Annotated in this window: 19 protein-coding genes and 1 riboswitch; of the genes, 10 read left to right on the forward strand and 9 right to left on the reverse strand. The window is 70.6% G+C overall.

Translation table 11 applies throughout. From position 1 onward, the window contains the following. On the forward strand, positions 1-1,253 hold a 1,253-nt coding region (locus GT042_RS33910), incomplete at its 5' end, for a globin domain-containing protein (protein WP_237531463.1). Between the two features lie 129 nt (positions 1,254-1,382). On the opposite strand, the gene GT042_RS33915 is transcribed toward GT042_RS33910, so the two are convergent. The 5 genes from GT042_RS33915 to GT042_RS33935 form a co-directional block, all read right to left on the reverse strand. Continuing rightward, positions 1,383-1,862 carry an NUDIX hydrolase gene (locus GT042_RS33915; RefSeq protein ID WP_161312523.1) on the reverse strand — a complete coding sequence of 160 codons (480 nt, stop codon included), beginning with the start codon at positions 1,860-1,862 and terminating at the stop codon, positions 1,383-1,385. A gap of 53 nt (positions 1,863-1,915) precedes the next feature. Further along, positions 1,916-2,809 (reverse strand): LysR family transcriptional regulator, encoded by an 894-nt coding sequence (locus GT042_RS33920; RefSeq protein WP_161312539.1) that lies wholly within the window; start codon positions 2,807-2,809, stop codon positions 1,916-1,918. Between the two features lie 257 nt (positions 2,810-3,066). Beyond that, positions 3,067-4,332: a cystathionine gamma-lyase gene (locus tag GT042_RS33925; RefSeq protein ID WP_161312524.1), complete on the reverse strand. Its 1,266-nt coding sequence runs from the start codon at positions 4,330-4,332 to the stop codon at positions 3,067-3,069. Continuing rightward, entirely contained in the window at positions 4,329-4,829 is a 501-nt protein-coding gene (locus tag GT042_RS33930) for a low molecular weight protein-tyrosine-phosphatase (protein ID WP_161312525.1), read from the reverse strand. The genes GT042_RS33925 and GT042_RS33930 overlap by 4 nt, the downstream gene beginning before the upstream one ends. A 5-nt stretch (positions 4,830-4,834) precedes the next feature. Then, a complete protein-coding gene (locus GT042_RS33935; RefSeq protein WP_161312526.1) occupies positions 4,835-5,215 on the reverse strand; it encodes a phage holin family protein in 381 nt (126 codons plus the stop codon). Positions 5,216-5,229: 14 nt separating this feature from the next. Between GT042_RS33935 and GT042_RS33940 the strand changes: the two genes are divergently transcribed. The 4 genes from GT042_RS33940 to GT042_RS33955 all read left to right on the forward strand — a co-directional run bounded on the left by GT042_RS33940 (position 5,230) and on the right by GT042_RS33955 (position 7,489). After that, the gene (locus GT042_RS33940; RefSeq protein ID WP_161312527.1) at positions 5,230-5,547 is read left to right on the forward strand and encodes a cupin domain-containing protein; all 318 of its coding nucleotides are present in this window, start codon (positions 5,230-5,232) and stop codon (positions 5,545-5,547) included. A 216-nt stretch (positions 5,548-5,763) separates the two neighbouring features. Then, positions 5,764-5,979: a DUF5326 family protein gene (locus tag GT042_RS33945; RefSeq protein ID WP_161312528.1), complete on the forward strand. Its 216-nt coding sequence runs from the start codon at positions 5,764-5,766 to the stop codon at positions 5,977-5,979. A 196-nt stretch (positions 5,980-6,175) separates the two neighbouring features. After that, the gene (locus tag GT042_RS33950; RefSeq protein ID WP_161312529.1) at positions 6,176-6,955 is read left to right on the forward strand and encodes a helix-turn-helix domain-containing protein; all 780 of its coding nucleotides are present in this window, start codon (positions 6,176-6,178) and stop codon (positions 6,953-6,955) included. Positions 6,956-7,054: 99 nt separating this feature from the next. Continuing rightward, positions 7,055-7,489: an SsgA family sporulation/cell division regulator gene (locus tag GT042_RS33955; RefSeq protein ID WP_161312540.1), complete on the forward strand. Its 435-nt coding sequence runs from the start codon at positions 7,055-7,057 to the stop codon at positions 7,487-7,489. 92 nt (positions 7,490-7,581) lie between these two features. Here GT042_RS33955 and GT042_RS33960 read toward each other — a convergent pair whose 3' ends face one another. Continuing rightward, positions 7,582-8,940, reverse strand: coding sequence for a YibE/F family protein (locus tag GT042_RS33960; RefSeq protein ID WP_345944021.1), 1,359 nt, complete (start codon positions 8,938-8,940; stop codon positions 7,582-7,584). 70 nt (positions 8,941-9,010) lie between these two features. Next, positions 9,011-9,157: riboswitch (TPP riboswitch) on the forward strand. Here GT042_RS33960 and thiC point away from each other — a divergent pair. Continuing rightward, positions 9,150-10,973, forward strand: coding sequence for a phosphomethylpyrimidine synthase ThiC (gene thiC / locus GT042_RS33965; RefSeq protein WP_161312530.1), 1,824 nt, complete (start codon positions 9,150-9,152; stop codon positions 10,971-10,973). Its footprint overlaps the riboswitch before it by 8 nt. Positions 10,974-11,058: 85 nt before the next feature. Here thiC and GT042_RS33970 read toward each other — a convergent pair whose 3' ends face one another. The 3 genes from GT042_RS33970 to GT042_RS33980 form a co-directional block, all read right to left on the reverse strand. Next, a complete protein-coding gene (locus GT042_RS33970; RefSeq protein WP_161312531.1) occupies positions 11,059-11,892 on the reverse strand; it encodes an MscL family protein in 834 nt (277 codons plus the stop codon). 169 nt (positions 11,893-12,061) lie between these two features. Next, positions 12,062-13,186: a metallophosphoesterase gene (locus GT042_RS33975; RefSeq protein WP_161312532.1), complete on the reverse strand. Its 1,125-nt coding sequence runs from the start codon at positions 13,184-13,186 to the stop codon at positions 12,062-12,064. Between the two features lie 277 nt (positions 13,187-13,463). Next, complete coding sequence (locus GT042_RS33980; RefSeq protein ID WP_161312533.1) at positions 13,464-14,576, reverse strand: LacI family DNA-binding transcriptional regulator; 1,113 nt, start codon at positions 14,574-14,576, stop codon at positions 13,464-13,466. Positions 14,577-15,024: 448 nt separating this feature from the next. Here GT042_RS33980 and hisC point away from each other — a divergent pair, with 448 nt between their 5' ends. The 4 genes from hisC to cydD form a co-directional block, all read left to right on the forward strand. Then, the gene (hisC, locus tag GT042_RS33985; RefSeq protein ID WP_345944022.1) at positions 15,025-16,107 is read left to right on the forward strand and encodes a histidinol-phosphate transaminase; all 1,083 of its coding nucleotides are present in this window, start codon (positions 15,025-15,027) and stop codon (positions 16,105-16,107) included. 303 nt (positions 16,108-16,410) lie between these two features. Next, positions 16,411-17,919 carry a cytochrome ubiquinol oxidase subunit I gene (locus tag GT042_RS33990; protein WP_161312535.1) on the forward strand — a complete coding sequence of 503 codons (1,509 nt, stop codon included), beginning with the start codon at positions 16,411-16,413 and terminating at the stop codon, positions 17,917-17,919. Between the two features lie 14 nt (positions 17,920-17,933). After that, on the forward strand, positions 17,934-18,941 hold the full coding sequence (cydB, locus tag GT042_RS33995) for a cytochrome d ubiquinol oxidase subunit II (RefSeq protein WP_161312536.1): 1,008 nt from the start codon (positions 17,934-17,936) through the stop codon (positions 18,939-18,941). Positions 18,942-19,002: 61 nt separating this feature from the next. After that, the coding region (cydD, locus tag GT042_RS34000; protein ID WP_161312537.1) for a thiol reductant ABC exporter subunit CydD at positions 19,003-21,491 on the forward strand (2,489 nt) is incomplete at its 3' end.

Below are 21,491 nucleotides of genomic sequence, written 5' to 3' on the forward strand. Positions count from 1 at the left end.
AGCCGTTCCCCGCCGCCGCCCCTCCGGCGGCTGCCGAGGCGCCCGGCGCCCAGCCGCCCGCCGCGGATCCGCCTCCCGAGGCGCAGGCCCCCGGTCCCGCCGCCGTCTCCGTGGAGGACCTGAACGCGTCACCCGACGCGATCCTCATCCGCCGGACCCTGGGCGAGATCGGTCCGGTCGCCGATCAGGTGACCTCGTACTTCTACGCGCTGCTCTTCGTCCGCCACCCCGACCTGCGCAGCCTGTTCCCGGTCGCCATGGACGCCCAGCGCGACCGGCTCCTCAAGGCGCTGCTGACGGCGGCCGAGCACATGGATTCGCCGGCCGTCCTCACCGACTACCTGCGCCAGCTGGGCCGTGGTCACCGCAAGTACGGCACGCGGGCCACGCATTACCCGGCCGTCGGTGAGGCGCTGATCGGCGCGCTGACGCGGTACGCCACGAACACGTGGGACGAGGAGACCGAGGGCGCCTGGGTACGGACGTACACGACGATCTCGCAGATCATGATCGACGCGGCGGCGGAGAACGAGCAGCACGCGCCGGCCTGGTGGCAGGCCGAGGTGGTGTCGCACGAGCTGCGGACCTCGGACATCGCCGTGGTCACGGTCCGGCCCGACCAGCCGTACCCCTTCCTGGCCGGGCAGTACACGAGCCTGGAGACCCCGTGGTGGCCGCGCGTGTGGCGGCACTACTCGTTCGCCTCCGCGCCGCGCCCGGACGGTCTGCTGGCGTTCCACGTGAAGGCGGTGCCGGCGGGCTGGGTCTCCAACGCGCTGGTGCACCGGGCGGTTCCGGGTGATGTCCTGCGGCTCGGGCCGCCGGCCGGGTCGATGACGGTCGACCACAGCACGGACAACGGTCTGCTCTGCCTGGGCGGAGGGACCGGGATCGCGCCGATCAAGGCGCTGGTCGAGGATGTGGCCGAGCGCGGGCACCGGCGCCCGGTCGAGGTGTTCTACGGCGCGCGCCACGACCAGGACCTGTACGACATCGACACGATGCTGCGGCTCCAGCAGGTGCATCCGTGGTTGTCGGTGCGGCCGGTGATCTCCGAGGGGCCGAGTCTGGGTCTGACGGGCCGGCTTCCGGAGGCGGTACGGGACTCGGGGCCGTGGCACGAGTACGACGGGTATCTGTCGGGGCCGCCGGGGATGATCCGCAGCGGTGTGGACGCGCTGCGGGGGGTCGGCATTCCTGTCGAGCGGATCCGTCACGACTCGCTGGAGGAACTGGTGGCGGCGGCCACCTGAGCGAACGGCGGCGGCCACCCGGGCGCACAGCCGGGGCCGGGCCGCCGTGCGGACGGCCGGGGCCGGGCCGCCGTGCGGACGGCGGGGACCGGGACGCCGTGCGATCAGCCGGGGCCGGGGCGCTCGCGGTCAGCCGAGGTCGGGGGCGTGCATCGCGCGCACGCCCTCGATGTTGCCGTCCAGGTAGTGCCGCAGCGACAGCGGTACGAGGTGGACGGCGGCGATGCCGACGCGGCTGAACGGCACCCGGACGATCTCGTACTCCCCGCACGGCTCGTCGATCTCGGGTCCGTGCCGGCGGGTGGGGTCCATCGACTCGAGGCGGCAGACGAAGAAGTGCTGCACCTTGACGCCGGTGATCCCGCCGTCGGCGATGTGTTCCACGGTGTCGACGAAGCAGGGGACGATGTCGATGATCTTGGCGCCGAGTTCTTCGTCCACCTCGCGGTGGAGGGCCTCGACGACGGTGGTGTCGGTCGTTTCGACGCCCCCGCCCGGGGTGATCCAGTAGGGGTCCATCCCCGGCTTGGTGCGTTTGATGAGGATGAGGTCGTCGCCGTCGAGCAGGATGGCGCGTGAGGTGCGCTTGACCACGGGCCGTTGGGTCATGGGAAGAGGTTCGCCCGTGATTCCGGTTCCGAAACGCTCCGGCGGCCCGCAGGTCACCAGTCCACCGCGGCGCGCAGCAGCCACTCGTGGGCCCGTGCGACCCGGGGCAGGGTGAGGGTGCCGGTGCGTACGGCCAGGAAGTAGGTACGCAGCGGGGGTACGGGCGGGTCGAGGAGGGCGACGACTTCGCCGCGTTCGAGGGCGTTCTGGCAGAGGTAGCGGGGCAGGACGGCCAGTCCGGCGCCGGCGGCGGCGCATTCGAGGACGGCGCGCAGGTCGGGTGCGATGACGGCCGCGGTGGCGGCGGGCCGGGTGTCGAAGACGGCCGTCCAGTAGCGGGAGACGAGCGGCAGGGATTCGTGGACCTCGACGACGGGGAGCTGTTCGAGGACGACGTGGCCTTCGCGCAGGACGGAGTGGCCGAGCCGGGCTGCCCAGCGGGGGGAGGCGACGAGGACGTGTTCCTCGTCGCAGAGCGGAGTCGCGGTGAGCAGTCCACCGCGCGGGCGCGCGGTGGTGATGGCCAGATCATGATGTCCGGCGGCGAGTCCTTCGAGGTTTTCCTCGGCGTTGGCGAAGAACGAGGTGCGCAGGGAGAGGCCCTGGGCGATGAGCGGGGTGAGGGCGGGGAGGGCGCGCTGGGCGGTGAATTCGGGGGGTCCGGCGAGGTGGAGGGTCCGTACGCCTGATTCCTCGGCGAGCCCGGTCTCGGCGATCTCGATGAGGGCGTCGAGGTGGGGTGCGGCCCGGTGGGCGAGTTCGTCGCCGATGGTGGTGGGGGTGACGCCGCGGGCCTGGCGCAGGAAGAGCGGGCGGCCCAGTTGGCGTTCGAGGGTTCTTATCTGTCCGGTGACGGCGGGCTGGGAGAGGCCGAGGAGGGCGGCGGCGCGGGTGAAGGAGCCGGCGCGGTGGACGGTGACGAAGGTGCGCAGCAGGGCCAGGTCCATGTCCCGTACTCCCATCCCGGCCCCGTTCGTTCCCTGGTCGTCCCTGGTCGTTCTCGATCGTCCCTGGTCGTTCGTCCCTGGTCCTGTGTCCGCCGTGTCCCACTATAAATATGTCGATAGGCGGCTGTCGCTACTGTGATTGGACACTGACGCAGAGTCAACTAGCCTTGTGCGCGTGGTTCTCCGCGCGTGGAACCCGGGACGGTCCGAGCCACGAGGGGGGAGGCTCGGACCGTCCGACGCGCGGGGCGCCCGGGTTACGGGGTGGTGCGGCGGCCGGCTTCGTCCAGGGCGCGCAGGACGTCCGCGACGAGGTCCTCGGGGTCCTCGGCGCCGACGGAGAAGCGGACGAAGCCTTCGGGCACGGCGTCGCCGCCCCAGCGTCCGCGCCGCTCCGCGGTGGACCGTACGCCGCCGAAGCTGGTCGCGTCGTCGACGAGCCGCAGTGCGCCGAGGAAGCGCTCGGCGTGGTCCCGGTCCGGGAGGACGAACGAGACGACGGAGCCGTACCGCCGCATCTGGCCGGAGGCGACGGGGTGCGAGGGGTCGCCGGGGAGGCCGGGGTAGCGCAGCGCGGTGACGTCGTCGCGGGTGCTCAGGGTCTCGGCGAGGGTGAGGGCGGTGGCGCACTGCCGGTCGACGCGGAGCTGGAGGGTGGCGAGCGAGCGGTGGGCGAGCCAGGCCTCCATGGGGCCGGGGATCGCTCCGACGACCTTGCGCCAGCGCCGTACGCCCGCCGCGAGTTCGGGGTTCGCGGTGGTCACGTGGCCGAGGAGGATGTCGCCGTGGCCGGTCATGCCCTTGGTGTCGCTGGCGACGGAGAAGTCGGCGCCCAGTTCGAGGGGGCGCTGGCCGAGCGGGGTGGCGAGGGTGTTGTCGACGGCGACGAGGGCGCCCGCGGCGTGGGCCTCCTTGACGAGGCGGCGGATGTCGCAGACGTCGAGTCCGGGGTTTGAGGGGGTCTCGATCCACAGGAGGCGGGCCCCGGCGAGGACGCCGAGCTGGGCGTCGCCGCCGGTGGGGGCGGTCCGTACTTCGATGCCGTACGCCTCCAGGCGTTCCCGCAGCAGGGGCAGCGCCTGGTAGCCGTCGTCGGGCAGGACGACGGCGTCGCCGGCCCGCAGCTGGGAGAAGATCACCGAGGAGATCGCGGCCATTCCGGAGGCGAAGACGAGGGTTTCGACGGTCTGTCCGGGGGCTTCGAGTTCGCTGATGGCGCGTTCGAGGTGGGTCCAGGTCGGGTTCTCGTCGCGGCCGTAGGTGTAGGGCCCGGTGGGTTCGCCGGGGAGGTGGAAGTGGGCGGCGAAGACCGGTCCGGGGAGGGTCGGTTCGTACTTGACGGGGTCGGGCAGCCCGGCCCGTACGGCGCGGGTGCCGTCACCGACGCTCCGTGTGCCGTCACCGAAGGCCCCCGTGCCGTCACCGGCGGTCCCTGTGCCTGCGCCGACGGTCCGTATGCCGTCCCCCACCGCGTTGCCGCCGTCGGTCGTTCTGTCCCCCGTGGTGCTGTCCTTGCCGGTCATGCCGCCTCCTCCACTGCTGTACGTACGGTGCTGAGCAGGCCCTCGCTCGCGGCCTCCACGCTCTCCAGGCATTCCTCGAAGCCTGCCAGATCCCCGTAGTACGGGTCGGCCACGTCGAGATCGCCGGACGGTGGTACGGCGGGGTCGTATGCGCGCAGTAGCCGTACCTTCGCGGCGTCCGCGGGGGTCGGTGCCAGGCGCCGCAGGTCCCGCAGGTGTCCGGCGTCGAGGGCGATCACGAGGTCGAGGTGCGCGAACCAGGATGCCCGGAACCGGCGGGCGGTGTGGGCGCTGTCGTATCCGTGCGCTTCGAGGACGGCGGCGGCGCGCGGGTCGACGCCGTCGCCTTCGTGCCAGCCGCCGGTGCCGGCGCTGTCCACCTCGACGAGGGTGTCCAGTCCCGCTTCGGTGAGGCGGGCGCGGAAGACGGCCGCGGCGATGGGTGAGCGGCAGATGTTCCTGGTGCAGACGAAGCACACGCGGTACGGGGACGTCATCGGGGTCAGTCCTCGTCGTCGGGGAGCGCGACGTTGAGCGCCCACGAGACGACGGAGATGATCAGTCCGCCCAGGACGGCCGTCCAGAAGCCGTCCACGTGGAAGTCCAGGGTCAGCTTGTCGGCGAGCCAGGACGTCAGGAGCAGCATGAGGGCGTTGATCACCAGGGTTATGAGCCCGAGGGTGAGGATGAACAGCGGCAGTGTGAGCAGCTTCACCAACGGCTTGACGATCACGTTGACCAGGCCGAAGAGCAGGGCGACGAGCACCAGGGACAAGGCGTTCCCGGCGGTGCCGCCGCCGGTCAGGGTGATGTCGTGGATCAGCCAGATGGCGACCGCCAGTGCCCCCGCGTTGGCGATCGTCTTGACTACGAAATTCTTCATGGTGTGATCGTGGCATGAAGGCATTTCGACTTGATGAGCTGGAGGCGGAGCGCGCCGCCAACGACGGGGCGTATCTGCAGTTCGTGCGGGAACGCAACATGTCCGTGGGGTTGTACGCGCTGGACGCCGGGGAGACGGACCCGCAGCGGCCGCACAGTCAGGACGAGGTGTACTTCGTCGTGAGCGGCCGGGCGTCGATCACGGTGGGGATGGAGACGACGCAGGTCGGCCGGGGCAGTGTGGTGTACGTGCCGGCGGGGGTGGCGCACAAGTTCCACCACATCACGGAGGATCTGCGGGTGATGGTGGTCTTCTCGCCGCCGGAGGGCTGACCGGGCCGTTTCCCGGAGTTCCCGGGGCGGGCCGCCTCCGCGTGACCACTCCCCGGGGCGCTGGACCCTCAGGGCGGGCTCAGGGTCGGATCAGGGGAGAGCGGGGGCCGCGGGCCCTCCGCCGGCGCCGTCGCCGATCTAGCATCGGGGATGTCGGGTCGATACGTCAGGTGTCGATGTGCGAGGTACTGGGCGAAGCGAGGTAGGGCGATGGCCGTGCGGGAGATATTCACGGGGATGCCGTGGTGGGTGAAGTGGATCGCGGTGCCCGTGATCGCCATCGTCGTGTTCGGCGGGCTGATCGCCACGGTGGTCGGCATTCTGATCTCGCTGCTGTTCAAGCTGCTGCTCTTCGTCGCGATCGTCGGCGGACTGGTCTACGTCGTACGCAAGTTCCTGTCGTCCTCGTCGTCGTCGCGCGACGGCTGGTAGGACCCGGGTCGGTGGTCCGTGCGGGCGTTAGCCCGCGCGGGGGAAAGGTGAACGGGAAACCACCCCGGGGCGTGGCCTGCCCCTAGAGTGACAACCCTCTGCCGCGCCCTCGGAAAGCGCCGTGGGAGATCGTCCTGGCCTGCGGTTCATACGATCCTTCCGGGCGGGGCCTCAGGATTCCCTCGGGGGTGACCTCATGGCCACAGCTGCCACCGCTCCACGTACCCCGGCGCCCACCCTCATCGGGTCGGTCCGGCGGGCGCTGAGACTGCTGGAGGCGGCGGCCTCCCACCCCGGTGGCGCCCCCGCCAAACAGCTGGCCCGTGAGGCGGGGCTTCCGCTGCCCACCGCGTACCACCTGCTGCGCACGCTCACGCACGAGGGTTATCTCCGGCGCGAGAGCGGGGTGTTCGTCCTCGGTGACGCCGCGCAGCGGCTGGTGCGTGGCGAGGGAGTGCAGAATCGTCGCGGCAAGATCACGGACGCGCTCGGGCGCTGGCGGGACACGATCGGTGTGCCCGTGTATTTCGCGGTCTACCACGAGGGTGAGATCGACCTCGTGGCCGTGGCGGACAGCCCGGCGCGCCCGGCGGTCGACGAGTGGGCCGACTTCCGCGAGACGGGCCATGCCCACGCGATCGGCCTGTGCCTGCTGAGCCAGCTCGACGACGCGTCGCGCGACGATCACCTCGACCGCCATCCGGTGAGCCCGCTCACGCCCCATTCCGTACGGGACCGGGTCGCCCTGCTGGAGCGCCTGGGGTCACTGGGGCGGACGGAGCCGGTGGTGGAACGCCAGGAGTACGCGGTCGGCACGGTCTGTGCCGCCGTGCCCATCACCGCCGGAACCACGGCCGCCGCGTTGGCCATTTCCGTACCTTGCCATCGGGAGGATCAGCTCCTTCCCGCAGTGGATCGGTTACGGAGAGAGATCGGATTTCTGCTGACCTCGGTCGACTTCTCTATCAGTATCTGAAAAATTACTCCTTGTGATCTGCGGGCCCTTACAGGACGATGGCGTCGAGAGGGTCAGGGATCATTCCCAGCCACAGCTTCATCTACTCCGGAGTACATGATGCGCGAGTCGGTCCAGGCCGAGGTTCTGATGAGTTTCCTCGTTTCAGAGGAGCTCTCGTTCCGTATCCCGGTGGAACTGCACTACGAGATGGGGGATCCGTACGCGGTGCGGATGACCTTCCATCTGCCCGGCGACGCGCCCGTGACCTGGACCTTCGGCCGTGAGCTGCTGCTGGACGGCATCAACACGCCCAGTGGTGACGGTGACGTGCACATCTCGCCGACGGAGCCCGAGGATCTGTCGGACGTCCACATCCGGCTCCAGGTCGGGGAGGACCACGCGCTGTTCCGGGTGAGCGCGGCTCCGGTCGTGGCCTTCCTGGACCGTACGGACCGGCTGGTCCCGCTGGGCCAGGAGCGCACGCTCGGTGATTTCGAGGGGAACCTGGAGGAGGCGCTCGGCCGCATCCTGGCGGAGGAGAACGCGGGCTGACCCGGTCACCCCTCACGCGGTCACCCCTCACGCGGTCACCTCCTCACCCGGGCACCGCTCACACCGCCATTTCCTCACCCCGGCCGGCGCCGTCACTTCCTGCGGCGGCGGCCCCTGCTGCCGTGCGGGCGCACCGGCAGGACCTGTCCCGGCGTGCCCTGTCCCGGCACCGTGGGTACGGTCTCCCGCCCCGCTGCCCCCGACCGGTCCGCGGAGACCACCAGCGCCGCGAGGGCGGTGGTCACCGGCACGGAAGCGACCAGGCCGATCGATCCGACCAGGGTCCGTACGATCTCCTCCGCCACCAGCTCGCTGTTGGCGACCGTTCCCACCCCCGACTGCGCGATGGAGAAGAGCAGCAGCAGTGGCAGCGCGGCGCCCGCGTACGCCAGGACGAGCGTGTTGACCACGGACGCGATGTGGTCGCGGCCGATGCGGATGCCCGCCCGGTAGAGGGCGCGCGGGCCCATCGACGGGTCCGCGGCGTGCAGTTCCCAGACCGCCGAGGTCTGGGTCACCGTCACGTCGTCGAGGACACCGAGCGACCCGATGATCACGCCGGCCAGCAGCAGACCGCTCATGTCGATGTGCGGATACAGCCCGTGGATCAGACCGGTGCTGTCGTCGGTGTTGCCGGTCAGGCTCGCCCAGCCGATGAAGATCGAGCCCAGCAGCCCGATCAGCATCAGGGAGACCAGCGTGCCGATGACGGCGACCGAGGTTCTCGCGGTCAGCCCGTGGCACATGTAGAGCGCGATGAGCATGATCGCGCTGGCCCCGACCACCGCGACGACCAGCGGGTTCGAGCCTTGCAGCACCGCGGGCAGGATGAAGAGCGTCAGCACCCCGAAGGAGACCGCGAGGGCGATCAGCGCCATGAGCCCGCGCAGCCGCCCCACCACGACCACCGCGAGGGCGAAGATCCCGGCGAGCAGGGCCATCGGGAGGTGGCGGTCGACATCGGTGACCGAGTACTGGAGATCGTGGGGTGCGTCGGGCGCGTACGCCAGCACGACGCCCTGTTTCACGTGAAACTGCCGCGGCGCGTCCGGCTGGACGACCTCGACGAACGTGCGCCCCTTCTCCTTGCCGCTGGTGACCTCGACCGTGGCCTTCTTGCACTCCCCGGTCTCCGCCTGCGCGGCCTCCCGCCCCTCGGGTGTCGAGGTGTCGCCGGTCGCCGGGACCTGGGAGGCGTTCACGTCCTTGCAGTCGACCGCTACGAGCTTCACCACCCGGCCCTGCTCGGTCTGCCGGTCGAAGCCGACCCCCGAGCGCTCATGGGCGGGCGCGCCGCCGGGCCACAGGACGACCAGACCCACGACCACGGCCGCGGCGAACGGGATCAGCACCGCCGCGATGACCTTGCGGAGGTGCTGGGAGACCGGCTCGGCGGGCCCATGGCTGTGCGTGTGGCCGTGCGTTTCGTGGCTCTGCTGGGGTGAGGTCACCCCCCGATCATCGCAAGAAGCGAGAGGCCCTCTGTTCAGCACGCCGGTCGTGGGGCTAGCGTGGACACACCTTTGCACACGCGGGAGCTCGGAGCACCGGGCTGAGAGGGCGTTGACGTGGAGTCCCGGGGACCTTCCCCCCGGACTCCTGCCGCTGCGCCGACCGCCGAACCTGTTACCGGGTAATGCCGGCGTAGGGAGTAGGTCTCATGACCGTTCAGGACGCACACACGCCTGCCTCGGAATCGGATTCCCCGGGCGAATCGGGGAATCCGGGCGGGGCCGTGGATCAGAACGGGGCCGAGAGGTCCATCGGCTGGCACAAGGGATACGTCCAGGGCTCGCGCCCCGACCTCCAGGTGCCCGTACGTCAGGTGCATCTCACCAACGGCAAGGACGTGACGCTGTACGACACGTCCGGGCCGTACACCGACCCCACGATCGAGACGGATGTCCGCCGGGGGCTCGCCCCGCTGCGGGAGAACTGGATCATCGGGCGCGGTGACACCGAGGAGTACGCGGGCCGTCCGGTCCGCCCCGAGGACGACGGGCTCAAGCACACCTCGCCGCGCGGGGGGCTGCGGAACCTCGACGCGGTGTTCCCGGGCCGGCCGCGCCAGCCCCGGCGGGGCCGGGACGGGCAGGCGGTGACGCAGCTCGCGTACGCACGCCGCGGCGACATCACCCCGGAGATGGAGTACGTCGCGATCCGGGAGAACGTCGCGCCCGAGGTCGTCCGTGACGAGATCGCCGCGGGCCGGGCCGTACTGCCGGCGAACGTCAACCACCCGGAGATCGAGCCGATGATCATCGGCAAGCGGTTCCTGGTGAAGGTCAACGCCAACATCGGCAACTCCGCGGTCACCTCCTCCATCGAGGAGGAGGTGGACAAGATGACGTGGGCCACGAAGTGGGGCGCGGACACGGTCATGGACCTCTCGACCGGCCGCAACATCCACACCACCCGGGAGTGGGTGCTGCGCAACTCCCCCGTCCCCATCGGCACCGTGCCGCTCTACCAGGCGCTGGAGAAGGTCGACGGCAAGGCCGAGGAGCTGACCTGGGACATCTACAAGGACACGGTCATCGAGCAGGCCGAGCAGGGCGTCGACTACATGACGGTCCACGCGGGGGTGCTGCTGCGGTACGTGCCGCTGACCGCCCGCCGCAAGACCGGCATCGTCTCGCGCGGCGGCTCGATCATGGCGGCGTGGTGCCTGGCGCACCACAAGGAGTCGTTCCTGTACGAGAACTTCGAGGAGCTCTGCGACATCCTCGCCGCGTACGACGTGACGTACTCCCTCGGTGACGGCCTGCGGCCCGGGTCCATCGCGGACGCCAACGACGAGGCGCAGTTCGCCGAGCTGCGGACGCTGGGCGAGCTGAACACGATCGCCAAGCGGCATCACGTACAGACCATGATCGAGGGCCCCGGGCACGTCCCGATGCACAAGATCAAGGAGAACATCGACCTCCAGCAGGAGATCTGCGAGGAGGCCCCGTTCTACACGCTCGGCCCGCTGACGACCGATGTGGCGCCGGCGTACGACCACATCACCTCGGGCATCGGCGCGGCGATGATCGCCTGGTGGGGCACGGCGATGCTCTGCTACGTGACGCCCAAGGAGCACCTGGGGCTGCCGGACCGCGACGACGTGAAGACGGGTGTGATCACCTACAAGATCGCGGCGCACGCGGCGGACCTCGCCAAGGGGCACGCGGGGGCGCAGGAGTGGGACGACGCGCTGTCGGACGCCCGCTTCGAGTTCCGGTGGGAGGACCAGTTCAACCTGGCCCTCGACCCGGACACGGCGCGCGCGTTCCACGACGAGACGCTGCCGGCCGAGCCGGCGAAGACCGCGCACTTCTGCTCGATGTGCGGGCCGAAGTTCTGCTCGATGAAGATCTCGCAGGACATCAGGCGCCGGCACGGCGGTGACCTGGCGTCCGAGGAGATCGAGGCGGGCATGGCGGAGAAGTCGAAGGAGTTCGCGGCGTCCGGCAACCGGGTGTATCTGCCGCTGGCCGACTGATCCCGTGACACGTGGGCGGGGGGACTCGGGCTCCGGCCGGGGTCCTCGCCGCCCACCGTCGCGGGACGGGCGGGACGGGTCGCGGCTATTCGGGCTGGTGTTCCGGGCCGCCGAAGTCGGGGCTGGTGAAGTCCGGGCTGCTGAACGTGGGGCGCTGGTGGGCCGCTGAGCCTTCGTCAGGGCTGGAGAAGCCGGGGTGGCTGTAGCCGATCTTGGGCAGGTGGCCCACCGTACGGGGCGGTCCCGGCGCGGCCCGGCCCGCGCTCGGGTCGGCGAGGGCCCTGCGCAGGAAGGGCAGGATGCCGCGCTCCAGGAGGGCGTGGCGCCAGGCCTCCCTGGCCCGAGCGACCTCGTCCGGCAGTTCCTCGCCGGACTCCTCCGGGGCCGGGACCTCGGTGTCCCTGTTGCGTACGGCCGTGACGACCAGGCCGACCGCCGCGCCCAGGAACCCGATCACGGTGACCGCGCCGAAGAACCAGCCCACCGCGAGGAGGGAATCGGCGAAGGCGGGCGCCGGGGTCAGTGCCTTGAGGAGGTAGCCGACGAGCAGGAAGATCAGCGCGGCGGTGCCGCCGAGGACGGGGACGAGGACGGTGACGACCGCCGCGAACCCCGCGCCCGCGGTGTGGTCCTCCTCGGCCGTGGCCGGCTCTCTGACCGAGCTGTGCAGGGCCGGGGAGGCGACCGGGGAGCGGAACTCCTCGCGCATCTTGGCGTAGTGCTCGTACTCGGCGGACGCGGCGGTGGCTATCTGTGTGGTGGCGTTGAGGGCCATCGTGCGCAACTGCTCGGCGTTCAGCCGCCGGCCCACGTCGGCCAGATCCGGGCGGTCGTGCGCGTTGCGCAGTGCGTCGTCGAGGATCCGCTCGAAATCCGCGCGATCCTCGCTCAGCAGGTGCGGAGCGCTGTTCATGTGCATCCCCCGATGCTCCGTAGGGCCGATTCGCCCGCGTGAACGGGCGGTTGGCAGAAACGGAAGGAGAGCCTGCTACGGATAAGCCGATGGTAGAGCTGTTTTGCCGCGGGGTGACAGGGGGTTTCCGGAAAACACCGGATCCCTGTCGATTCAGTTGTGCGGGCGAAACTGTTCAGTCGGCCAGCGGAAGCCGTACGACCAGCAGTTTCCCCGCCATGGTCACTCCGCCGTCCATGGCGATGGCCAGGCCGTCGGCGTACACGTGGGGCCCCTCCACCCCGGGGCCGCCGCCCTCGCCGTCCTGGGCGTCCTCGGTGCCGACCTCGCCCAGGAGGTAGGGAATGGGGCTGTGACCATGGACGATGCGGGTGCCGCCGTACGTGGCGAGGAGTTCCTGGACGGCCTCGGGGCCGCCCTCGTCACGGAACGCGAAGCGTTTGGTGAGCTTGCGGAACACGTCCCAGCATTCGTCCGCGTCGTTGCGGGTGAGGATCTGGTGGACGGTGTCGTTGACGTCGTCGATGGAGGAGCCGTAATCGAGGTAGGCCGTCGTGTCGGAGTGCATCAGCAGATGCCCGTCCTCCTCGACCACCGCGTCGAGCCGTGACATCCACTGGAGATGGACGTCCTGGAGGCGCTCCATGTCGTTCTTCTGACCGCCGTTGAGGAGCCAGGCGGCCTGGAAGGTGGCCGTGCCCGCGCCGGAGTTGACGGGGGTGTCGCCGAACCGCTTGGCGCCCAGGAGCAGCAGTTCGTGATTGCCCATCAGGGCCTTGCAGTAGCCGCCCGCCGCCGCCGCCTCGGCGGAGAGCCGCATCACGAGGTCGATGACACCGATGCCGTCGGGGCCGCGGTCGGTGAAGTCGCCGAGGAACCAGAGCCGGGCGTTGCCGGCCGACCAGTTGCCGGCGGAGTCGATGAGGCCCTGTTCGCCGAGGGCGTGCAGGAGTTCGTCCAGGTAGCCGTGTACGTCGCCGACGACGTAGAGCGGGCCGGGTCCGCCCTGCGCGGGGAGGCCGTCGGGCGCCAGGTTCAGCTGGACGGTCACCCCCTCCGGGCCGATGACCGGGAGGTCCCGCTCGGTGGGTGTGTAGCCCTCCGGGACCTCGTCGGCGGGGATCGCGTTGCCGGGATGCCCGGACAGGTGCGCGGCCTCGTGGCCGTACCCCTGCCGCCCGGATTGTTCGGGATGCGCCGGTTGCCCGGACTGCACGGGAACCTGCGCGTACGGCGGTACGCGGAAGTCGCGCAACGTCGCCGTCCGCACCGCGGGTCCCTGACCGGCCCCCTGTGTCATCGACCCCTCCACCACCGTCGCGCCGCCGTACACCTCTCGGGCTCGCCCTCTCCGGTGGGCGTGTGCCCACCGGAGGTCAGGAAAGGTCCATGGTGTCGTGCGCCCATCATAGGAATCCCGCTCCTCCTGTGTGACGCACCAGGGGTGGTGAATCCGTTTCCACCTCAGGTTCGCCGGAGGTTTTCACGCCGATCACCCCAAATGTGAAAGGTCCGATCCTTCGGCGGGGGTACGGGCGGGGGTACGGAAGGGACCGCCCGGCCCCGGCGGCGCTCCGTCAGTCCCCCGCCGGGGACCTGGGGGCGCTGACCGTGGTGCGGGGCGGGCGGCGCTGGGACGAGGTCCTGACGACCAGCTCGGTCGGTATCACCTGCTCGATCGGCGCGCCGGTGTTGATCCCTTCGATGGCGTCGATGAGGAGCTGGATGACGGCCGTGCCGATCCGGCGCGGTTTGAGCGAGAGGGTCGTGATGGGCGGTTCCGTCGTCGCGTACACGGTGGACTCGCTGCAACACACCAGCAGCAGGTCCTCGGGGACGCGCAGCCCGTACCGCCGGGCGGCGGCGAGCAGATCGGTGCCGTTGGGGTCGAAGAGGCCGTAGACGGCGTCCGGGCGGTCCGGGCGGGCGAGGAGCCGGTCGGCGGCCACGGCCCCCGCGCACGGGTCGTGGGCCGGGTAGGACTCGTAGACGGGGTCCTGGCCGACCCGCTCGCACCAGCTCAGGTACGCGGAGGTGGAGAGGCGGGTGTAGGTGTCGGTGGTGGTGCCGGTGAGCAGGCCGATCCGGCGGGCGCCCGCGTCGGCGAGGTGGTCGAGCAGGTCGAGGACGGCCGCCTCGTGGTCGTTGTCGACCCAGGCGGTGACGGGGAGGGTGCCCGCGGGCCGGCCGTCGGAGACGACGGGCAGGCCCTGGCGTACGAGTTCGGTGACGACCGGATCATGGTCGGAGGGGTCGATGACCACGGTGCCGTCGAGGGCGACGTTCGCCCAGACGTCGTGGCGTGAGGTGGCGGGGAGGATGACGAGGGCGTAGCCCCGGGCCAGCGCGGCGGAGGTGGCCGCTCTGGCCATCTCGGCGAAGTAGGCGAATTCGGTGAAGGTGAAAGGTTCATCCCCGTACGTCGTCACGGTCAGGCCGATGAGGCCCGATTTGCCGGTACGGAGGGTTCTGGCGGCGGCGGAAGGACGGTAGCCGAGGCGCTCGGCGACCTCTCGGACGTGGCTTCTCGTGGCGTCGGGTAAGCGACCCTTGCCGTTGAGCGCGTCCGAGACAGTCGTGATGGAGACACCGGCTGCGGCTGCGACGTCCCGGATGCCCGCCCGACCCTGCCGGTTTCCCCGGCGGGTTGTGTCCGTCCGGCTCACCTGGTGTTTCCCTGCTGCTGTCATGGCCAGCCGATATTAGGGCGCGGGCGGGCGGTTGGGCCGGTCGCATATGCACCCCTCAGCAGGCACGTTTCTGCATGGTCAAAAGCGCCCAACGTCCTTCGATGAAGTGGGGTTTGTCCGTCTCGGCTGTGGTCTGGCATGCATCGGACGGCATGTGCCTGTCGAAAGGTCCATGTTTCGAAGTTGTCTCAACTCACCTCTACGGGGGATGCGCGCCACGGCGCGGACCACGGGCGCGCGCCTGGGAGAAGTGCGCCCCCCCGCTCGACGGCCTCCCGGGTGACCTCCGTCACCGAGGTCGACGTCCTCCCGAGTGGCCCACGTTGCCGAGCTCTTCGCAGGGGCCCTGAATCCTCCTATGGTGAGCAGTATTGAAAAACGCGACACCCCTGACGCGACACCCGTGAACGGCCGAGGAGGACCTGCGGTGAGCAAGACGAGCCCTGCGGTGGGCGGCGGTACGGGGCCCAGGCTCCGTGCCGAGCTGGACGGCATCCCGACGTACAAGCCGGGCAGGCCCGCCGCGGCCGGTGGCCCCGCCGCGTTCAAGCTGTCCTCCAACGAGAACCCGTACCCGCCGCTGCCCGGCGTGATGGAGCGGGTGATCGCCACCGCCGGGATCTTCCACCGCTACCCCGACCTGTCGTGCGCCGGCCTGACCGAGGAGCTGGCCGGCCGCTTCGACGTGCCCCTGGAGCACGTGGCGACGGGCACGGGCTCGGTGGGCGTGGCCCAGCAGTTGGTCCAGGCCACCGCCGGCCCCGGGGACGAGGTCATCTACGCCTGGCGCTCCTTCGAGGCGTACCCGATCATCACCCAGATCTCGGGTGCGGCCTCGGTGAAGGTGCCGCTGACCGGCGCCGAGGCGCACGATCTGGACGCGATGGCCGACGCGGTCACCGACCGGACGCGGCTGATCTTCGTCTGCAACCCCAACAACCCGACCGGCACGGTGGTGCGCAGGGCCGAGCTGGAACGGTTCCTCGACCGGGTGCCCGGTGACGTCCTGGTGGTGCTGGACGAGGCGTACCGCGAGTTCATCCGCGACGCCGAGGTGCCCGACGGGACGGACCTGTACCGCGAGCGCCCGAACGTGGCCGTGCTGCGCACCTTCTCCAAGGCGTACGGGCTGGCCGGTCTGCGGGTCGGTTTCGCGATAGCTCACGAGCCGGTGGCGGCCGCGCTGCGCAAGACCGCCGTGCCCTTCGGGGTGAGCCAGATCGCGCAGGACGCGGCGGTCGCGTCGCTGCGCGCCGAGACCCAGCTGTTGGAGCGGGTCGAGGCGCTGGTCACCGAGCGGACCCGGGTCGTCGGCGGGCTGGCCGGGCAGGGCTGGACGGTGCCCGAGACGCAGGCGAACTTCGTCTGGCTGCGGCTGGGTGAGCGCACGCTCGACTTCGCGGCGGCCTGTGAGGCGGCCGGGGTGATGGTCCGCCCCTTCGCGGGCGAGGGCGTACGGGTCACGATCGGCGAGACCGAGGCCAACGATCTCTTCCTCCAGGCGGCCGAGAAGTTCCGCGAGGAGCTGTGACCGGCCGGTGACCGGCTGAGACGAACCGGATGAGGGCGGCCCCTGAGGGGCCGCCCTTCGGCGTTCCGGCGGGCGTTCCGGCGGGTCTTTCACGGGTGCTCGGCGGGTGCTCGGCGGGTGGTGAGGCCGGGGCGCCTCGTTGGGGGGACCCCCCGAACGAAGGTCCGTTTCGGCGTGCGCCATAATGCTTGTGAATGTGAACGCGTTCACAAGCTTGCCTCGTTTGCTCCGTTACGTACGGAATGCGGACCGGACCAAAGGGGCAAGCCGCCGCTCGACCACGGCGATGTAAGGAGTAACGACGTGGAACTCGCTCTGGCGCCGGAGACCCTGGCGCGATGGCAATTCGGCATCACCACCGTCTACCACTTCCTCTTCGTCCCGCTGACGATCTCGCTCGCCGCGCTCACCGCCGGGCTGCAGACCGCGTGGGTCCGCACGGAGAACCCGAAGTACCTCAAGGCCACGAAGTTCTGGGGCAAGCTCTTCCTGATCAACATCGCGATGGGCGTCGTCACCGGCATCGTGCAGGAGTTCCAGTTCGGCATGAACTGGTCCGACTACTCGCGCTTCGTCGGTGACGTCTTCGGTGCCCCGCTCGCCTTCGAGGCGCTGATCGCCTTCTTCTTCGAGTCCACCTTCATCGGACTGTGGATCTTCGGCTGGGACAAGCTGCCCAAGAAGATCCATCTGGCCTGTATATGGATGGTCTCGATCGGCACGATCCTCTCCGCGTACTTCATCCTCGCCGCGAACTCCTGGATGCAGCACCCGGTCGGCTACCGGATCAACAAGAAGTCCGGGCGCGCGGAACTCACCGACTTCTGGGCGGTGCTCACCCAGAACACCGCGCTCACCCAGTTCTTCCACACCATGACGGCCGCCTTCCTCGTCGGCGGCGCCTTCATGGTCGGCATCGCCGCCTTCCACCTCGCCCGCAAGAAGCACATCCCCGTGATGCGCACCTCCCTGCGGCTCGGGCTGGTCACCGTCGTCCTCGCCGGGATGCTGACCGCCGTCAGCGGCGACACCCTCGGCAAGGTCATGTTCAAGCAGCAGCCGATGAAGATGGCCGCCGCCGAGGCCCTCTGGGACGGACAGGCGCCCGCGCCGTTCTCCGTGTTCGCCTACGGGGACGTCCAGAAGGGCCACAACACCGTCGAGCTGGAGATCCCGGGACTGCTGTCCTTCCTCGCGAACGACGACTTCAGCTCGCACGTCCCGGGGATCAACGACGTCAACAAGGCCGAGCAGGAGAAGTACGGGCCCGGCGACTACCGGCCCAACATCCCCGTCGCCTACTGGGGCTTCCGCTGGATGATCGGCTTCGGCATGGCGTCCTTCAGCCTCGGACTGCTCGGCCTGTGGCTCACCCGCCGGAAGTTCCTGCTGCCCCAACGGCTGCGTACCGGCGAGGACGAGGTGCCCCATCTGGTGCTCTTCCGGAACAAGGCCCTCAGTCCGAAGCTCGCCAGGTGGTACTGGGTCACCGCGCTGTGGACGCTCCTGTTCCCCCTGATAGCCAACTCCTGGGGCTGGATCTTCACCGAGACCGGACGCCAGCCCTGGGTGGTGTACGGCGTGCTGCGCACGTCCGACGCGGTCTCCCCGCACGCGTCCCAGACCGAGGTGCTCATCTCGCTGATCACCTTCACCCTGCTGTACGCGGTCCTCGCGGTCATCGAGGTCAGACTGCTCGTCAAGTACGTGAAGGCAGGGCCACCGGAACTCACCGACGACGACCTCGACCCGCCCACCCGGATCGGCGGCGACCACACGGACGCCGACCGCCCGATGGCCTTCTCCTACTGAAGGGCTGAGGAACCATGGAACTCCATGACGTCTGGTTCGTCCTGATCGCCTTCCTGTGGACGGGCTACTTCTTCCTCGAAGGTTTCGACTTCGGCATCGGGGTGCTGACCAAACTGCTGGCCCGCGACCGTACGGAACGGCGCGTCCTGATCAACACCATCGGTCCCGTCTGGGACGGCAACGAGGTCTGGCTCCTCAGCGCGGGCGGCGCGACCTTCGCCGCCTTCCCCGAGTGGTACGCCACGCTCTTCTCCGGCTTCTACCTGCCGCTGCTGCTGATCCTGGTCTGCCTGATCGTGCGCGGCGTCGCGTTCGAGTACCGGGCCAAGCGGCCGGAGGAGAGCTGGCAGCGCAACTGGGAACACGCGATCTTCTGGACCTCGCTCCTGCCGGCCGTCCTGTGGGGCGTCGCCTTCGCCAACATCGTCCACGGTGTACGGATCGACGCGCACAAGGAGTACGTCGGCACCCTCGGCGACCTGCTCCACCCGTACGCGCTCCTCGGCGGCCTGGTGACCCTGGCCCTCTTCACCTTCCACGGCACGGTGTTCGCCGCGCTCAAGACGGTGGGGGACATCCGCGTACGGGCGAGGAGGCTGGCGCTCGTCCTGGGGCCGGTGACCGCCGTCCTGGCGATCGGGTTCCTGCTCCGGACCCAGGCCGACAGCGGCAACGGCAGGAGCCTGGTCGCGCTGGTCGTGGCGGTGGCCGCGCTGGCCGGAGCGATCGGGGCGATCGGGAGGCGCCGGGAAGGCTGGTCGTTCGCGCTCTCCGGGCTGACCGTCGTGGCCGTCGTCGCGATGTTCTTCCTGACGCTGTTCCCGAACGTCATGCCCTCGTCGCTGAACGAGCAGTGGAACCTCACGGTGACGAACGCCTCGTCCACCCCGTACACGCTGAAGATCATGACCTGGGGGGCCGGGATCACGGCGCCCATCGTGCTGCTCTACCAGGGCTGGACGTACTGGGTGTTCCGCAAGCGGATCGGCACGCAGCACATAGCCGAGTCCGACACGCACTGAGGCCCTACGCGGCGAGGGCAGCACGCACTGAGGCCGATACGCACTGAGGACGGTGTTTCACGTGAAACCGATCGATCCGCGTCTGCTGCGGTACGCCCGGACCACTCGCCTCTTCATCGTGGCCGTGGTGGTCCTCGGGCTGGCCGGTGCCGGACTGGTGATCGTCCAGGCGACGCTGATCGCCGAGGTTGTCGTCGGCGCCTTCCAGCACGGTGACTCCCCCTCGGAGCTGCGTACCGACCTCCTGCTGCTGGGCGCGGTCGCCGTCGGGCGGGCGCTGGTGTCCTGGCTGACCGAACTGGCCGCGCACCGGGCGAGCGCGGCGGTCAAGTCCGAACTGCGCGGACGCCTTCTGGAACGGGCCGCCGAGCTGGGCCCGGGGTGGCTGAGCGGCCGGCGGACCGGTTCGCTGGTCGCCCTCGCCACCCGGGGCATCGACGCCCTGGACGACTACTTCGCGCGCTATCTCCCCCAGCTGGGGCTCGCGGTGGTCGTACCGGTGGCGGTCCTGGCGCGGATCGTCACGCAGGACTGGGTCTCGGCGGCGATCATCGTGGTGACCCTGCCACTGATCCCCCTGTTCATGATCCTCATCGGCTGGGCCACCCAGACCCGGGTGGACCGGCAGTGGCGGCTGCTGTCACGGCTCTCGGGTCATTTCCTGGACGTCGTCGCCGGGATGCCGACGCTCAAGGTCTTCGGACGGGCCAAGGCGCAGGCCGACTCGATCCGCCGGATCACCTCGGAGTACCGGCAGGCCACCCTTCGTACGCTCCGGATCGCCTTCCTGTCGTCCTTCACGCTGGAGTTGCTGTCGACCCTGTCGGTGGCGCTGGTCGCGGTCGGTGTCGGCCTGCGGCTCGTCCACGGCGACCTCGACCTCTCCACCGGACTCGTGGTGCTGATCCTCGCCCCGGAGGCGTACCTGCCGATCCGTCAGGTCGGCGCGCAGTACCACGCGGCGGCCGAGGGGCTCGCGGCGGCGGAGGAGATCTTCACGGTCCTGGAGACCGAGCCGCGTGCGGGCGGACGGGAGGAGGTGTCGGCCGGTGCGGTCCGGCTGGAGCTGGACGGGGTGACGGTCCGCCCCCCGGGACGCGGGGAGCCGTCGTTGGACGCGGCCACGCTGACGGTCGAGCCGGGGGAGACGGTCGCCCTGGTGGGGCCGAGCGGGGTGGGGAAGTCCACGCTGCTCCAAGTGCTGCTCGGGTTCACGGTCCCGGACCAGGGCCGGGTACGGGTGGACGGACGGGACCTGTTGTCGCTCGACCTGGAGCGGTGGCGGGAGCGGATCGCGTGGGTGCCGCAGCAGCCGTACCTCTTCGCGGGGACGATCGCGGAGAACGTACGGCTGGCGCGGCCGGACGCGGACGACACGGCGGTACGGGCCGCGCTGCGGGACGCGGGGGCGTACACCTTCGTGGCGGCGCTTCCCCAGGGCGCGGAGACGCCGCTCGGCGAGGACGGGGCGGGGCTCTCGGCCGGACAGCGGCAGCGGCTCGCGCTGGCGCGTGCCTTCCTCGCGGACCGGCCGGTGCTGCTGCTCGACGAGCCGACGGCGGCGCTGGACGGCGAGACGGAGGCGGGGATCGTCGAGGCGGTGGGGCGGCTGGCGCGGGGGCGGACGGTGGTCCTGGTGGTCCACCGGCCGGCGCTGCTCGCGGTGGCGGACCGGATGATCACGCTGACTCGGGGGGAGGGAACGGCTTCGGGTGCGGGGGCGCGTGCCGCCGCCGGGGCCGGGATCGGTACGGATCCGGGCGGGGACGCCGCCGGGATGGTGGCGGGGGCCGTCGAGGTACGGGACGTCACCGCCGGCCCTGTCCCCACGGGCCACGAGACCACCGCCCGCGCGCAGCCGCTCGCCCGGATGCGGGCCGCCGCCGGGGCGCTGCGCGGCCGGTTCGTCCTGGCGCTGGTCCTCGGCAGTCTCGCGCTCGGCTCCGCCGTCGGCCTGATGGCCGTCTCGGGGTGGCTCATCTCGCGGGCCTCCCAGGAACCCCCGGTCCTGTACCTGATGGTCGCCGTGACGGCGACCCGCGCCTTCGGCATCGGGCGGGCCGTGTTCCGGTACGCCGAGCGGCTCGTGTCGCACGACGCCGTGCTCAGGATGCTCGCCGACCTGCGGGTCTCCGTGTACCGGGGGCTGGAGCGCGTCGCGCCCGCCGGTCTTGGCGCCACCCGGCGCGCGGACCTGCTCTCCCGGCTCGTCTCCGACGTGGACGAGCTCCAGGACTACTGGCTGCGCTGGCTGCTCCCGGTCGGCACCGCGCTGCTCGTCGGCGCGGGCACGGTCGGGTTCACGGCCTGGCTGCTGCCGGAGGCGGGCGCCCTGCTGGCCGTGGGCCTGCTCCTGGCCGGTGTGGGCGTGCCGCTCCTGAGCGGGGCCTTCGCCCGCCGGGCCGCGCGCCGGCTGGCGCCCGCGCGCGGGCTGCTGGCGACCCGGGTCGCCGACCTCCTGCGGGGCAGTGCCGAGCTGACCGTCACGGGCGCGCTCCCCGGCCGGCTCCGGCGGGCCCGGGAGGCGGACCGTACGCTCACCTCTCTCGC

The organism is Streptomyces sp. SID3212 (assembly GCF_009865405.1).
GTDB lineage: Bacteria > Actinomycetota > Actinomycetes > Streptomycetales > Streptomycetaceae > Streptomyces.